15 protein-coding genes are annotated in these 13,769 nt (G+C 44.0%); 6 read left to right on the top strand and 9 right to left on the bottom strand.

Annotated elements, in window-relative coordinates; all coding sequences use genetic code 11:
- Window positions 1-68: 68 nt before the first annotated feature.
- The 4 genes from K333_RS0107580 to K333_RS0107565 all read left to right on the top strand — a co-directional run bounded on the left by K333_RS0107580 (window position 69) and on the right by K333_RS0107565 (window position 4,954).
- Window positions 69-2,543 carry a GH36-type glycosyl hydrolase domain-containing protein gene (locus K333_RS0107580; RefSeq protein ID WP_027452527.1) on the top strand — a complete coding sequence of 825 codons (2,475 nt, stop codon included), beginning with the start codon at window positions 69-71 and terminating at the stop codon, window positions 2,541-2,543.
- Between the two features lie 176 nt (window positions 2,544-2,719).
- Window positions 2,720-3,046 carry a PadR family transcriptional regulator gene (locus tag K333_RS0107575; protein ID WP_024990283.1) on the top strand — a complete coding sequence of 109 codons (327 nt, stop codon included), beginning with the start codon at window positions 2,720-2,722 and terminating at the stop codon, window positions 3,044-3,046.
- A gap of 14 nt (window positions 3,047-3,060) precedes the next feature.
- Window positions 3,061-4,260, top strand: a complete 1,200-nt coding sequence (locus K333_RS0107570; protein WP_024990284.1) for a PspC domain-containing protein — start codon at window positions 3,061-3,063, stop codon at window positions 4,258-4,260.
- A gap of 13 nt (window positions 4,261-4,273) precedes the next feature.
- Window positions 4,274-4,954, top strand: coding sequence for an HAD family hydrolase (locus K333_RS0107565; RefSeq protein WP_024990285.1), 681 nt, complete (start codon window positions 4,274-4,276; stop codon window positions 4,952-4,954).
- 29 nt (window positions 4,955-4,983) lie between these two features.
- Here K333_RS0107565 and K333_RS0107560 read toward each other — a convergent pair whose 3' ends face one another.
- From K333_RS0107560 to K333_RS12100, 4 genes are all read right to left on the bottom strand, one after another.
- Entirely contained in the window at window positions 4,984-5,634 is a 651-nt protein-coding gene (locus K333_RS0107560; protein WP_024990286.1) for a DUF4476 domain-containing protein, read from the bottom strand.
- Between the two features lie 67 nt (window positions 5,635-5,701).
- On the bottom strand, window positions 5,702-5,929 hold the full coding sequence (locus K333_RS13560; protein ID WP_154653013.1) for a DUF5675 family protein: 228 nt from the start codon (window positions 5,927-5,929) through the stop codon (window positions 5,702-5,704).
- Window positions 5,930-5,983: 54 nt separating this feature from the next.
- Entirely contained in the window at window positions 5,984-6,427 is a 444-nt protein-coding gene (locus K333_RS0107555) for a DUF5675 family protein (RefSeq protein ID WP_024990287.1), read from the bottom strand.
- Between the two features lie 36 nt (window positions 6,428-6,463).
- Window positions 6,464-8,011 carry a hypothetical protein gene (locus K333_RS12100; protein WP_161624557.1) on the bottom strand — a complete coding sequence of 516 codons (1,548 nt, stop codon included), beginning with the start codon at window positions 8,009-8,011 and terminating at the stop codon, window positions 6,464-6,466.
- 147 nt (window positions 8,012-8,158) lie between these two features.
- On the opposite strand from K333_RS12100, the gene K333_RS13165 reads away from it, so the two are divergent.
- Entirely contained in the window at window positions 8,159-8,719 is a 561-nt protein-coding gene (locus K333_RS13165) for a hypothetical protein (RefSeq protein ID WP_154653011.1), read from the top strand.
- On the opposite strand, the gene K333_RS0107545 is transcribed toward K333_RS13165, so the two are convergent.
- The 4 genes from K333_RS0107545 to K333_RS13160 form a co-directional block, all read right to left on the bottom strand.
- Complete coding sequence (locus tag K333_RS0107545) at window positions 8,716-9,099, bottom strand: hypothetical protein (RefSeq protein WP_024990289.1); 384 nt, start codon at window positions 9,097-9,099, stop codon at window positions 8,716-8,718. The two genes, K333_RS13165 and K333_RS0107545, sit on opposite strands and share 4 nt — an antisense overlap.
- A 90-nt stretch (window positions 9,100-9,189) precedes the next feature.
- Window positions 9,190-9,471 (bottom strand): DUF3127 domain-containing protein, encoded by a 282-nt coding sequence (locus K333_RS12095; RefSeq protein WP_024990290.1) that lies wholly within the window; start codon window positions 9,469-9,471, stop codon window positions 9,190-9,192.
- 200 nt (window positions 9,472-9,671) lie between these two features.
- Window positions 9,672-10,094: a hypothetical protein gene (locus tag K333_RS0107535; protein WP_024990291.1), complete on the bottom strand. Its 423-nt coding sequence runs from the start codon at window positions 10,092-10,094 to the stop codon at window positions 9,672-9,674.
- Between the two features lie 10 nt (window positions 10,095-10,104).
- A complete protein-coding gene (locus tag K333_RS13160) occupies window positions 10,105-11,112 on the bottom strand; it encodes a hypothetical protein (RefSeq protein ID WP_154653010.1) in 1,008 nt (335 codons plus the stop codon).
- Between the two features lie 305 nt (window positions 11,113-11,417).
- On the opposite strand from K333_RS13160, the gene K333_RS12950 reads away from it, so the two are divergent.
- Entirely contained in the window at window positions 11,418-12,695 is a 1,278-nt protein-coding gene (locus tag K333_RS12950) for an AbiH family protein (RefSeq protein WP_024990293.1), read from the top strand.
- A 102-nt stretch (window positions 12,696-12,797) separates the two neighbouring features.
- On the opposite strand, the gene K333_RS0107520 is transcribed toward K333_RS12950, so the two are convergent.
- The gene (locus K333_RS0107520) at window positions 12,798-13,445 is read right to left on the bottom strand and encodes a hypothetical protein (RefSeq protein ID WP_027452525.1); all 648 of its coding nucleotides are present in this window, start codon (window positions 13,443-13,445) and stop codon (window positions 12,798-12,800) included.
- Between the last annotated feature and the right edge of the window lie 324 nt (window positions 13,446-13,769).

The raw sequence follows: 13,769 nt of genomic DNA, 5'->3' as shown, positions 1-13,769 counted from the left end.
ATTTTCTTGATAAATTAGTATCTTTGTTGCATCAAATTAGGAAGACTAACCATAAAATAGTATCAAACATGCAAGAAAAAAAGTATGGACACTTTGATGACGCACATCGTGAGTACGTCATCACCGACCCTAAGACCCCTTGGCCTTGGATCAACTATCTAGGAAATGAGGATTTCTTTTCATTGATCTCAAACACTGCCGGTGGATATAGTTTCTATATGGATGCCAAATTCCGCCGTATCACCCGTTATCGCTACAACAACGTTCCTATGGACAACGATGGCCGTTATTTCTACATCAAGGATGGCGATACCGTTTGGAACCCAAGCTTCAAGCCATGCCGCACCCCACTGGATTTCTACGAGGCACGTCATGGTATGAGTTATACACGCATCACCGGTCGAAAGAATGATGTTGAAGCAAGTGTTTTATTCTTCGTTCCTCTTCACACATGGGGAGAAGTTCAGAAGATGACTTTAAAGAACCTTGGCAACGAAGTAAAGAAACTGAAGGTTTGGTCTTTCCAAGAGTGGTGCTTGTGGAACGGTGCTACCGATATGGAAAACTTCCAGCGCAACTTCTCTACCGGTGAAGTTGAAGTTGAAGATAGCGTAATCTATCATAAGACAGAATATCGCGAACGCAGAAACCACTATTCTTTCTATAGCGTAAACACCCCTATTCAGGGTTACGATACCGACCGCGAAACTTTCGTAGGTTTATACAGCGAGAAGTCTATGCCTGACGTAGTTGCCGAAGGCAAGCCTCGCAACAGTTGGGCACATGGCTGGAGCCCTATCGCTTCTCATTACATCGAGGTTGAGCTGCAACCTGGTGAGAGCAAAGACCTTATCTTCTTGCTGGGTTATGTCGAGGAGAAACAGGAACAGAAGTGGATTGCCCCAGATGGCAGTTTCTCTGATAAAGATGGTCTCGACATGGTCATCAACAAGACACAGGCCAAAAAGATGATTGCCAATTTCGATACAACAGAAAAGGTTGACAAAGCATTCGACGAGTTGCATGCTTATTGGGACAATCTGTTGAGCATCTATGTAGCCAAGACAGGCAACGACAAACTCGACCGTATGGTGAACATTTGGAACCAGTATCAGTGTATGGTCACATTCAACATGAGCCGTTCAGCAAGTTTCTTCGAGAGTGGTATCGGTCGTGGAATGGGCTTCCGTGACTCTAACCAAGATCTCGTAGGCTTCGTTCATCAAATTCCGGAGCGTGCTCGTCAGCGCATCATCGACATTGCTTCTACTCAGTTCCCTGACGGTGGTTGCTATCATCAATATCAGCCATTATCTAAGCGTGGCAACAACGACATTGGTGGTGGTTTCAACGATGACCCATGCTGGCTTATCTTCGGTACCGTAGCTTATATCAAAGAAACCGGTGACTTCTCTATTCTCGATGAGATGGTACCTTTCGATAATCAGCCCGGTAGCGAGGTTACACTCTTCGAGCATCTCAAGATCAGTATGAATCACGTCATCAAGAACCTTGGCCCTCACAAGTTGCCTCTCATCGGCCGTGCCGACTGGAACGACTGTCTCAACCTGAACTGCTTCAGCTGGGACCCTAACGAGAGTTTCCAGACCACAGAGAACAATAGCGAAGGTTCAAAGGCTGAAAGTCTCATGATTGCCGGTCTCTTTGTCGTAACAGCCAAAGATTATGTAGAGCTCTGCCAGCAGATTGGCAAGACCGATGAGGCAGAGCGCATGCAGAAGGCTATCGACGAGATGGTGGCAGCCGTGAAGAAAGACGGTTGGGATGGAGAATGGTTCCTCCGCGCTTACGACTTCGCAGGCAACAAGATTGGTTCTGACGAAAATGAAGAGGGCAAGATCTTCATCGAAAGCCAGGGCTGGTGTACCATGGCTGGTATCGGACTCGAAGAAGGACTCTGCGATAAGGCACTCGACTCTGTCAAAGAGCGCATGGAGTGTGAGCATGGTATCGTACTCAACAACCCTGCTTATACTCACTATCATGTAGAGATGGGTGAGATCAGTTCTTATCCGGAAGGTTATAAGGAGAATGCTGGTATCTTCTGCCACAACAACCCTTGGGTTATCATCGGTGAGACTGTTGCCGGACGTGGCAATGATGCATGGAAGCATTACACCAAGATTCTACCTTCTTACGTGGAGGAGAAATATCAGACTCTGCACAAAGTTGAACCATACGTAAACTGTCAGATGGTAGCTGGTAAAGATGCCTTCCGTCCTGGCGAAGGCAAGAACTCTTGGCTCACCGGTACTGCTGCGTGGATGTGGTATACCGTAAGTGAATTCATTCTGGGTATCAAACCATCATACAAGGGCTTGGAAATCGACCCTTGTCTGCCTACAACAGCCAAGGAATATACCGTAAAGCGTCGTTTCCGTGGTGCAGAATTCACTATCAATGTTCACAACCCTGAGGGTAAGCAAAAGGGAGTAAAGCAGATTACCATCGATGGAAAACCTGTAGAGGGTAACATTGTTCCTGTCACTACTGGTGAGCATACGGTAGAAGTTATCATGTAATTCTTAACAATACTTCGTATATCGAAGCATAAACGATAAGCCTCTCTGGGATTTCTCAGAGAGGCTTCTTTGTTAAAAAACAATAAATATATAGTACTATGCAATACAAGGTACTATAATAACACTTATATTTGCATCATCGAACCATTAAACAAACATCAGACAAACAAAATGAGATGAACATAGAAAATGCAAAATCCCAGATGCGCAAAGGTATGCTCGAATATTGTGTACTCTTGTTACTGAAGCATCAGCCATTCTATGCCAGCGATATTATCCAACGGCTTAAGGATGCCAAACTGCTTGTAGTAGAAGGAACACTCTATCCCCTACTCACGCGCCTCAAGAATGATGGCTTGCTCACCTATGAGTGGCAAGAATCCCCCCAAGGGCCTCCTCGCAAGTATTACATCATCAGCCAAGCCGGCATTGACTTCCTCGAAGGACTGAACGCAGTCTGGCTTGAACTAAACCAAACTGTCGATTATCTCAAAAACAATTAAAATCACCCATACTCATGAAAAAGAACTTTACAGTAAACATCAGCAACCGCCTGTTTCAGATTGACGAAGACGCTTACAATATGTTGCAGAACTATATCAACGCTATTCATAACAAACTGAAATACCAACAGTGTGGTGAAGAGACAGCCAATGATATAGAAGAACGTATCGCTGAGATTCTCAACGAAGTAAAGACTCCGGGCAACGGTATCGTTACTATAGATAATGTGCGCGAAGTAATCCGTCGTGTGGGAAGTCCGGAACAACTCTGTGGCGAATCTACTGCGACAAGTGACGAAAGGGTTGAAGGTACTTTCACCGGAGAAGAGTACAACACCACACAAGAAGACAACACCCATAGTTATCAACAGGAATCCAGTGATTATCTGTTCAGTAATCTAAAGGGCAAACGCTTCTATCGCAACCCTAACGACAAGATCATAGCCGGTGTGATGAGTGGCTTGGCTCGCTACTTCGGTGGCGATGTCACGCTATGGCGATTGGCTGCGGTCGTGTTCTCCCTGATATTCATAGGCACCGGTCTCATCGCTTATCTCGCACTGGCACTCATCATCCCAGAAGACCCTGAGCTCAAGAAGAATCCCTCTCAGGAAGGAGTAAAATCAGCAAACGACCCCGCCCCTGTTGTCAAACATGGATGCATGGCGACCTTCTTCAAGTTTGCCTTTATCATCATTCTAATTCTTGTTCTGGCCTCTTTCATATCAAGCATTTTAACTTTCTTCGGATTCCTCACACTCCCTTTCTTCTCTGAGCCACTTGATTTAGGCGATGGGGTGACACTCAACGTATACAGTGGCGTACGTAATACCATCCGACTCATATCTTTTGTTTTACTTGTAGGTATTCCTATCTATATGCATCAGCAGAACAAGAAAGCTCGCTTGGGAAGTATTCCGCCAATGACTTCAAAGAAAAAGAATATACTTATCATCATCTGGATATGTATGTTATTCACCTTCCTCTTCACACCCAAAATCAATTATAACTTTCAGCGCAATCATTTTATAAGCCCTAAGATCACTATCACCCAACAAGATAGCAATAATCCGGCACCGTCATCCGACAACACGGCTGAAGATGAACTCGACAAAGTTGAGGATGAATTTGATAAAGCTGAAAAACAAATAGATGAAGCCACTCAGCAAATAGACAAGGCTCAAGCGGATATAGATAATGCCACTATCGAATAACATCACAACCGAAATGAGGAAAAAGTTCAGATTACTAATATTAGACTTTGACGGAACTATAGGAGATACGAATTCTATTATCACTAGTACTATGCAGGCAACCCTATCGGAGATGGGACTGCCTGCAAGGAGTCGACAGGAATGTTCTGCTACCATAGGACTTCCCCTGCGCGACTGCTTCAAGGCTCTCATGCCTATGACCGACGAGACGGCAGAGCAATGTGCCGACGTATATACTCGAATTTTCATGGAAAGTCATAAACCTGGTGTTGTTCCTGTTTATCCTCACGTCATCGACACAATCCGACAACTGCACGATGAGGGTATGATCGTCACTTTGGCAAGTAGCAGAGGGCATGCTTCTCTTGAGGCTTTTGTCAAAGAGTTCCAACTCAATGACTATATCAGCCTGATCCTTGGTGCTGATGACGTGAAGCGCGCCAAGCCAGAACCGGAACCAGTACTTCAAACCATTGAATTTATCAACGAGCAACGCAAATCATCAACTGGCACCCCACCTATCACCAAAGCAGAGACCCTTGTGGTTGGTGACATGTCTTATGACATACTCATGGGTAGAAATGCCGGATGTATGACTTGTGGTGTGACTTATGGCAATGGCACCCGCAAAGAACTAGAGGATGCAGAAGCCGACTATATCATCGACGATTTTGCAGAAATCATGACGCTATAGCTTTATAGATTAAAGCTACAAGCAGTAAGTCAGTAAGTTTGCAAGAGCTTTAATGCGCGGTCTTTGCTATCGCTGAACGACATCGTCTCCGTAATGACATACACATTTTGTGGATCAACAATATGCGAAGCCATGATGCGCAAAGCCTTGAGCTTACTGTCGTCGAAACTAAACAACTTCATAAGTTTGGCACATTGAGCACATGTATAATAGCATCGTATAGATGCGACTTCCAGAAGTACATATTTATCATCATCAAAAGAGACAGCCTTTACCTTACCGTAGAGTAAAGAGAATTCTTTATCGTTTAGGCGATACGACAAAGGGAAACGATATGGCGACGGTACATTTACAGATGAAGAAGGTAAACTCTTGGTATGTTCTCTCATTCCTCCGAAAGGCATCAGTTGCTCTTGATAACTAACGACTTTATCAGAATTATCAAAAGTAACGATAATCACCTTATCATACTTCTCCGACAAAGAACTTTTAATATAAGTCCACACCTCTTCATTTTGATCAAAACTTGTTGCACTAGGTTTTCCTATAGCTTCAATAACTAAATCCTTTGGCATCCCACGATACAGGACACCGTCTTTAGCCACCATATTCATACTACAAGCAAGAAGCATGAACAGTACTAATAAAATCACATGGTTACGTCTTAGCACTCTTTTCATATTATTATCTTTTGGTTGTTGCAAAGATATATTTTTTCTTTGAAAAAACAAGGGAATTGAACTAAAATTAATAGTCATCTGTCATCAACGAAAGGAGGCGAAGCCTGATAGCTTCGCCTTTATTGTTTGCGTTATTTAGATTCCGCATCAACATTCCCATTGCAATTTTACTGTCGTCGAGCCGTCCCCTCTCCATATTCCACCCTACAAGGATGCAGCCCTTCGTATCCTTCACCGTGTTGCCCGGATGGATACGGATACCCTCATAGCCGGGAACATTCAGCAGCAGAGGCAATACGATAGATATCTATGTTCATGATTCCAACTTTTATATTGTTTTACTTTTCGTTTACTTTATCGTGAGCACCACCTTCTGCTCTCTCCGCACATACTTTATGATTTGTCCGTAAACACTGTCGAAGGCGGCACGCGAGTGGATGACCACCCCATGGCAGACGGCTTCGCCCACGATGATGGCGCCGTCTCTATGACCGCACATTCCGTTGCCTGTGGTGATCTGAGGACACCGACACGGCATCGGCATATTACCACTCTTCATCTTCGCGAGCACACAATCCTCACACACCGGCTGACGCTTGATCATGATCACAGGCATGTGACGCAGATGATGTTTACATTTCTTCAACTCAATCTTATATTCGCCTTCATCCAAGCAATAAGCGGTGTTTTCTACGGTATCACAGATTTTTTTATTGTTTATGAAGAGTTCTCCGTCGAGCCCGTAGCGTGTGCTACGAACTCTTTGGAGGATGATATTGATTTGCTTTTCCATAATTAATTTGATTAAACTGATTAATTGATTAACTGATTACTGATTACGATGAGTTTTGCCCTTACACTTGACCCATACATCTTTTTGACCTTTAGGGTCTCTCACAATATACCCACGAGTTTTCCAATTGTTCAACATATATCTTGTTTTGTCGGCCGAAAGATTCTGTTGCCTTCTAACCTCCACGACATCATCATAGGTAAATGTGTCGGGCAATTCCTCCAGCAGGTTGCGCGGTCCGCGTTTATTCACCTGCACCTCACCGTTGGCATTGTCGATGGCGTCACCGAAGAAATGCATCTTGCACCAAAGGTCGTAGCGCTCGCTCCAGCGGATGAAATCCTCGAAACTCCTTTCCCATTTACAGCCATTTGCCACATAGAGAACCATGGCCTTGAGATAAGCAATCACGTTGGCACGGAACGAAAGATTCTCGAAGGTGCGACTCTGCGAAAGTCGGGCAAAGTCGGCATTTTCTTCCTTCAGTTTCTTGGCCAGTTCAAACGCCTGCGGGCACTCTATCACCCCACGGGCAGCATTCAGGTTGTCGATATAGGGTTTCAACCTTTTATCAAACTGCTCATCATACGTGCCATATATCGGCATGTCAGCCCCTATTTCCTGTTCGGGGATGGTACAGAAGTTGATGCGGCTGATAGGGCCGTCGGTGAGCACCTTACTGAAATACTGCTGTCCCTTGCGGATGGTGGTAGAGGCGTTCCAGTTGAACCGGATACACACGCGTCGGCTCACACTCTGCACGCCCACGCGCGTCTGTCCGTAACTGTTGCCGGGGTCGAAGGCTAAGCACATAATCTGAAAATGACTGTCGCTTCGTGCCGACACCTTCAGAGCATTGAACTGCTCAATCTCGTTCATGTGAACATAGAGGAAATGATCTTCAGCCTCGGCCATCCTCAGCACAAAGGCAGCGTTGGTCATGTCAGCATCCACCTCCTGGATGACGATGCCCTCGGGGCGATTTTTCTTATCCTTGTTAGCCCCCTTAGTATTCATCTCATCTTTCCATTCCTGCTCCTTCTCCATACTGATCTTGTCACGTTCGCGCACATCCTTCATGATGCAGTCGATAGGTTTCGTGATGCAACTTTTTCCAGCTCCGGTGCCAGCCATCAGCACACACATCAACGTAGCCTCGTGCTCCACATTGTCGATATATCTGAATTTCGTGTGCCACAGATGAGTGGCCAAAGCGGGGAACACGGCATGCGCCACGGCAGGTTGGTAGATGTCGGGGGTCTTCGACACGAGCAGTCGAATCATGGCAGGCAACGTTTGGGGCATACGCGGCGGAATACTGCCGTTGCCGCTTCCATCGGTTCCCTCTGCATCGTCGCAGGGTTTCGCCTGTGCCATCTTCACGCGCTCTATGGCTCGCTTCATCACCTTCGGCATGTGTATCGTCATACTTCTGTTGCAGGCACTCTTGATAGAGTTGTACCATTTTTCCCTGTTTTCTCCGTAGTCGGGCAGCACCTTAGCCACCCATTGTGGGTCGTGATTGCAGATGTAGCGCAGATTGCACGCCATGGTAAAGATAAACTGGTTGCGACTGCCGTGCATGGGCACGCCGCCCAACAGTTTTTCGAGTTCGTGGACGATGGCGGCATAGGTGGCTTCGTCGTATTCGGCATCGGCGGGAGCAGATGACGCTGGCACCACAGCCTTTTCCTGGGTGACTTTAGGTTTTTCTTTCTTCTGCTCAGGCTCATGTGTGGGCGATACGGAGAACAGTTCATCATCGAGGAACAACAGATCGTCTTTTGTTGTTGTAAAGAATATTCGTGTAATATCCTTTGCGCCACTATCATATTCCACCCCGAGCAGTTCACTTGCCCAGCGCAGATTTTCCTCTTGCGAAAGATTCTGTCGGCGGCGGAACACCAAATGGAAGCCATGCAGACGTGCGCTCTTCTCGAGCATGAGCAGTCCGAGGGACTGTTTTTTGGCGATAATCTTAGCGGCGATGTCGTCCAGTTGTTCGGGTTTCAGTCCGTCCACATCCATTCCCACGGTGGTGGTCATTTGTTTTGCCCCCTTCAGCGTGCCGTCGGCATTGGGCATACAACTATAGTTCATCTGTACGAGTCGGCGCTTGGCGGCATCGTTGCCCCGGCGCGCCTTGGCGAGGTTCTGTATTTGCTCTTTACTGTCTCGCAGGGCGAGGTATTCCTCTCTCGAGGTGACGGGACGCGCCACCTTATGGCCATCCTGATATGTGATAAGAAAACAACTCATATTTTTACGATTAAATATTTTTCAACAAATTAGTTTTCACGTAAATAACGGCAGATGGCCTCGGCAGCCTCGGCGGCTTCATTGATCATTGCCACAGAAAAACTTCTCGGCTCTGGCAGATGAAACCTCAACGTGAGCTGGAAATATCCCTGTTTGGTAAGGCTCACCCTGCCATGGAGCAGTTTCTTGATCGTCAACGCCTGTGAGGCATGGCTTTTCTCGTCGGCCACAAAACAGAAGGTGCCATTGGTCAACTGCTGTGCGTGTCCGCGCTTTCGGAATCCACCGACGACACCGTTCACGGGTATGTCGGGGTTGAAGGTGAAAAACTTTTTTTCGTCAAATTCGCCGGTACCACTCAACTGGATATGCTGGCATGATTTATTGTTTCTGTTGGTTTTCTTTGTTTTCATTTTTACTGAATTTTGCGAGAAGAAGAAAGTAAGGAAGAGGTGTGCACAATGATATCGAAAACTCTTCTTCTCTGCTTCAACTCAGATTAATCAAAAGGTAACAAGGCTGAAATCTCTTACTCTTACTTCGTTGTACCAATGGCCGTTGAACTCATGGGCTGAGAAGGCAAATTCTACATCTACCAAGTCGCCTTCGCGGGCCGTGAAGCGGGCCAACTTGTCTTCGCCGAAGATTGTGGCACAGATCACGTTGGGGTACATCACATCGGGATCTTCGAAGACGAAGGCCTGTTTCTTCCATGGTTTGTTCTCTTTACTGACACCAGTCTGCGCTGGGAGAACATGCGTCAGTTTCATTCTAATTTTACTCATCTTTGTAACTTTTATGTTTCTGTCTTAATGACGATGCAAAGATAAGGGGATAAAATGGGGAAAAATAAAAATTCCGACACTCCGGAATGAATTCCGGAATATCGGAAACAAAGTAAATCATACGTGCTTTACGCACACCTACAAAAAAATCTACGACACACATGCTCACGCACGCATAATCATATATATATCAATAATTATTATTGCTCAAACTCTTGCATGAACAGTTCAGCGATATGTACGAATCGCCGAACGTCATCAGGTTGCCTGTCCTCAATCTCCCACGACGGGAACGGACGGTTCTTAAAGATCACCTTGCCCAGTGTACTGTCAGTGGGCAGCACATCAGCGGGTACATCGGCATCGGCAAGCATGCGCACAAAGGTGGTATACTGTAGGTTGTCGTATATCCGTTTGTCCTCGAGGACGCGCTTCACGGCAGCCCATTCGGCCTTTTTGTGGATGATGTTCTTCTCCACCATAGCCTTAACGGCGGTCTTGAAATGCTTCTCCTTGTCGGGCACAGCAGCATGCGCACGGCTGTCGTTGATATATATGTTCTGTACGGCACCCTCGTTCACCTCGTTGATTGTGCCATAGTTCACGAAATGTTCTATCTTCATTTTCTTTCTCTTAATGTCTCTTCACATTCACCACGCCGCCATTCTCGGCATTGTTCACCACGCCATAGTTGTTGTAGTTGTTAGTATTGTTCACCATGTGCTGCTGATATCGTACCGATTCGTCGCAGTATGGCAGCTGGAAATGCTCACACAGGGCAAGGGCGGAGAACATTCGCCGCAGCACGTTCTGTGGGGGATGATGGTAATACACCACGGAGGCGAAATCATCGGGCGACTTATAGAACAGCCGATAGAGATGGCCGGGACATTGCTGCAGTTCGCTCATCAGCAGCGACGTGTCGGGTATATCGTTCACCAGCAGCATGTGCTGGAACTCTTCCGTATGCGGCAGCATCTTGATGAAATCTATCACCCATTGCCTATTCTCGTGCGGGCGCAGGTTAAAGAATTCCGTAGCCATGATACTGGCGCATCGCTGCACGCGGGGGTCGTCGTTGCTGTTCATCCAACGGCTCAGACGGATGCGAAATTGGAAGATTTCATCGCTGAAGGAATGACGATGAAACTTCAGGAAGGTTTTGAAACTCTCCTCCACGGTCTCGTCCCAAGGGAGTTCGCCACGTATGACGTAGTCCAGATACTGGTAAGCACAGTTCAGATTCTGCATCTCATCGTTCAGGCGCAGCACAGGACCGGAATACGACCAATCTTTATAAATTTGGTTCTCACTGGTCTGTGTTGTCATCCTTTCATCTTCCACGTCGACCATCACCCGGCAATGGCGATAAGGTTTTTCGACGAAGTCAGCGGCGCGCGCGATAAGCGTTTCCGCCCCTTTCTGCTGCATGATGTCGCAGCACAGCGAGGCCTGTTCGCTGCACACGTATCCCATTGTTTTGCCCATATAGAAGGCCTGTACGGCAGAGGGGTCTACATTGTCGTGGTCTCGTTTCAGTAGCACGCCGTTGCCACAGGCAAAGTTTCTCTGCAATTGTGCCAGGTTATCCTTCCAGTTGCAATGTGATAGCGCTGTTATCTTTATATCTATCGTCGACATTATCCTTCTTAACTGATATTTCTCGCACACATACCTATATATAAATAGTGGCCCACACACGGTCCGGAGACGCGTCAGCGGGCTTGTCATCATATCGAAAAAGATGCGTGCTTTATCTTTCGTCATGCAAAAGTAGTAAATATCGCAGAAATAACCAAATCTTAGACGCTCATTTTTTTTGTGGGGCGATATGTGGCCTTCAAGAAATTTTTGCACTTGATAAATACAACTAATTATTATTTTTCGTAACTTTGTAAGGGAAGCAGGAGCATAGTGCTTTTGCAATTTATAAGTTCTATTTTTAAATGAACAGACTAATCTTAATAGGAAACGGGTTTGACTTGGCCCATGATCTTAAGACAAGTTATAAGGATTTCATCAATTGGTATTGGGATCAAAGATTAAAAAAGATTTATATTCAAGAAGTTGGTAATCTTGACAGAATTAAAGATGAGGACAAAGCCGAGTTTGAAAAACTTCTGGACAATGGCGAAGATGAGTTTAAAGATCCTTTATGTAAACTAAAATTAGATTTTAAAGATTTGGAATATATTCAAAATAATTTTGACAATAAATATGAAAATAAAATAAGACTATTCAGTGATTATAAAAGCTTTCTTAAAAATTTAGATCCTCGAATTAAAGGTGGTGCGACACAAATTGCTGCTTTAGACTTTATCGCTTACACAATTTCAAAGAAAGGAAAATCACCCATTGATGATATAGATCTTTCAGAAAACTTATATAAATGTATTATTCCCCCTAAAGAGTACCCTTTGATGGCTAGTATCATAAAATCTGTTAAGGAAAAGAAATGGGTAGATATTGAAAAAGATTATTACAAACTATTAAAAGAAACTTTAAAAGAAGAAAAAGAAGAAAATGCTATAAAAAAATTAAATGAACAGCTGCATTTTCTTCAGGAAAAGTTAGTTGAATATCTAAGAATAACGGAGAATGATATTAATGAGGGAAAATTGAACTTTAATATATTTCCTAAATTTGTAAGCCCACCAAAAAAGGAAGATATTTCCGTTAATTCCCATGAAATATTTTTGGGGTCTAATGATAACTGGTTGAATTTAGGCCGTATAACATTACTTAATTTTAATTATACGAAAACTGCTTCCCTATATTGTGTAGGTACTGAGATAGAAGAAATTCACATTCATGGTTCACTCAAAGAACCTGAAAATATAATATTTGGATATGGGGATGAACTAGATAAAGACTACAAAGAAATCGTTGATAAGAATGACAACGAGCTGCTAAGGTACACTAAATCTGTAAGATACCTTGAAACTATGAATTATCGCCGTCTACAGGAATTCCTTGAGTCGGACTATTTCCAAGTCTATATCATGGGGCATTCATGTGGTAACTCTGATCGCACGTTGCTGAACACAATCTTTGAACATAAGAATTGTGTTTCAATAAAACCTTTCTATCATGAATGGGAGGAAAATGGGGAAAAGAAAAACAACTATCTCGATATTGTTCAGAATATATATCGTAACTTCACAAATCTGAATCTATACAGAGATAGAGTCGTACCTAAAGAAAAATGCGAACCATTAAAATAAAAAAAACTGACGCCCCGACAAGGGGCGCCAGCAATCTTGCAAAATGTAATTATATCACCAATGATGATTATTCATTATAATAGATGACTCGTGAACCATCGCTCAATAGTAGACGCCATCATCTGTAGATCTTCTTATATTTTCTGAAGTCCATTCAAAGGAGAACACCGTATCATCCACAGGCATCGAAATCACCATCGTATTGAATTCTTTTTTCTTCATATTCAAAAAACCCGTGATAATTGATTGGGGACGTATCGTGTTCCTTTTCATATATCCACAATTCAAAACGTTATACGCATTGCTTTGTGACTCACTAAGAAGAATTGAACTTGTAATAGAATTCGCCACGTTATAGTTTCTATCAAACCCCATCGCTAATCCCCACAAAGCACTCTCCCAAGCTTGATTTACCTCTATCTTTCTTTGGAATTGTTCACTTGAATAAATCTTGAGAGGTTTTTGTCTTCCTCTGTTATAGATGCAAGCGGAGGTACTATCTGGAACATACAACACACAGCTATCTCTGAGGTTCTTTATCTCCATTCTCAACTGATAGAAATTGCCATAATCCGTCTTTATTGGCACGTTGGATACAGCCACGGCTATGCCGTTCTTTACAGCGTATGCCCATTCTATACCGTCGTGGAATTCAACCCTTACTGTATCATTCTTCACAAAAGACTGGGCATAGATCGAAATACTAATAAAAAAAAGAGTAAGAAATGATGCGATTTTCTTTCTTTCCATATTCTTGTAGTTACATTTTCGTTGCAAAGATAATAATTTTGCTTTAGATTTTAGGCTTGTTTTCACTCATTTTATTTACGATTTCGCCATTATCAAATCAAAAAATCCTCGATTTTCGGGATTTTACCTCATAATTCGGGAATTTTGAATATTTCTTTACAAACACGTTAAAACACTTATATAGAGGATGTTATGGCCAAAAAATTGGGTGAAAGACTATGTTGGCTATCTCTAAAATCATAGGTTTTGAAAATTCAAAAACACCGCATAATGGGTTCAAAAGTTGTTTTGAATGATATAAATTCTGCTTTTCCGGACTTGTTT

This window comes from Segatella albensis DSM 11370 = JCM 12258 (assembly GCF_000426565.1).
Classification (GTDB): domain Bacteria; phylum Bacteroidota; class Bacteroidia; order Bacteroidales; family Bacteroidaceae; genus Prevotella; species Prevotella albensis.
Note: the sequence above shows the minus strand (reverse complement) of the source record. Positions and strands in the feature narration are given on the sequence as shown.

Bases quoted from the DNA above. Each gene is read 5' to 3' on its own strand.
- K333_RS12100 (WP_161624557.1), bottom strand. From the start codon at position 8,011: ATGCACGGCAGTCGCAACCAGTTTATCTTTACCATGGCGTGCAATCTG.
- K333_RS0107545 (WP_024990289.1), bottom strand. From the start codon at position 9,099: ATGAAAACAAAGAAAACCAACAGAAACAATAAATCATGCCAGCATATC.
- K333_RS13165 (WP_154653011.1), top strand. From the start codon at position 8,159: ATGTGTGGGCGATACGGAGAACAGTTCATCATCGAGGAACAACAGATC.
- K333_RS0107535 (WP_024990291.1), bottom strand. From the start codon at position 10,094: ATGAAGATAGAACATTTCGTGAACTATGGCACAATCAACGAGGTGAAC.
- K333_RS0107565 (WP_024990285.1), top strand. From the start codon at position 4,274: ATGAGGAAAAAGTTCAGATTACTAATATTAGACTTTGACGGAACTATA.
- K333_RS0107580 (WP_027452527.1), top strand. From the start codon at position 69: ATGCAAGAAAAAAAGTATGGACACTTTGATGACGCACATCGTGAGTAC.
- K333_RS13160 (WP_154653010.1), bottom strand. From the start codon at position 11,112: ATGTCGACGATAGATATAAAGATAACAGCGCTATCACATTGCAACTGG.
- K333_RS12095 (WP_024990290.1), bottom strand. From the start codon at position 9,471: ATGAGTAAAATTAGAATGAAACTGACGCATGTTCTCCCAGCGCAGACT.
- K333_RS0107520 (WP_027452525.1), bottom strand. From the start codon at position 13,445: ATGGAAAGAAAGAAAATCGCATCATTTCTTACTCTTTTTTTTATTAGT.
- K333_RS0107555 (WP_024990287.1), bottom strand. From the start codon at position 6,427: ATGGAAAAGCAAATCAATATCATCCTCCAAAGAGTTCGTAGCACACGC.
- K333_RS0107575 (WP_024990283.1), top strand. From the start codon at position 2,720: ATGAACATAGAAAATGCAAAATCCCAGATGCGCAAAGGTATGCTCGAA.
- K333_RS0107560 (WP_024990286.1), bottom strand. From the start codon at position 5,634: ATGAAAAGAGTGCTAAGACGTAACCATGTGATTTTATTAGTACTGTTC.
- K333_RS12950 (WP_024990293.1), top strand. From the start codon at position 11,418: ATGAACAGACTAATCTTAATAGGAAACGGGTTTGACTTGGCCCATGAT.
- K333_RS0107570 (WP_024990284.1), top strand. From the start codon at position 3,061: ATGAAAAAGAACTTTACAGTAAACATCAGCAACCGCCTGTTTCAGATT.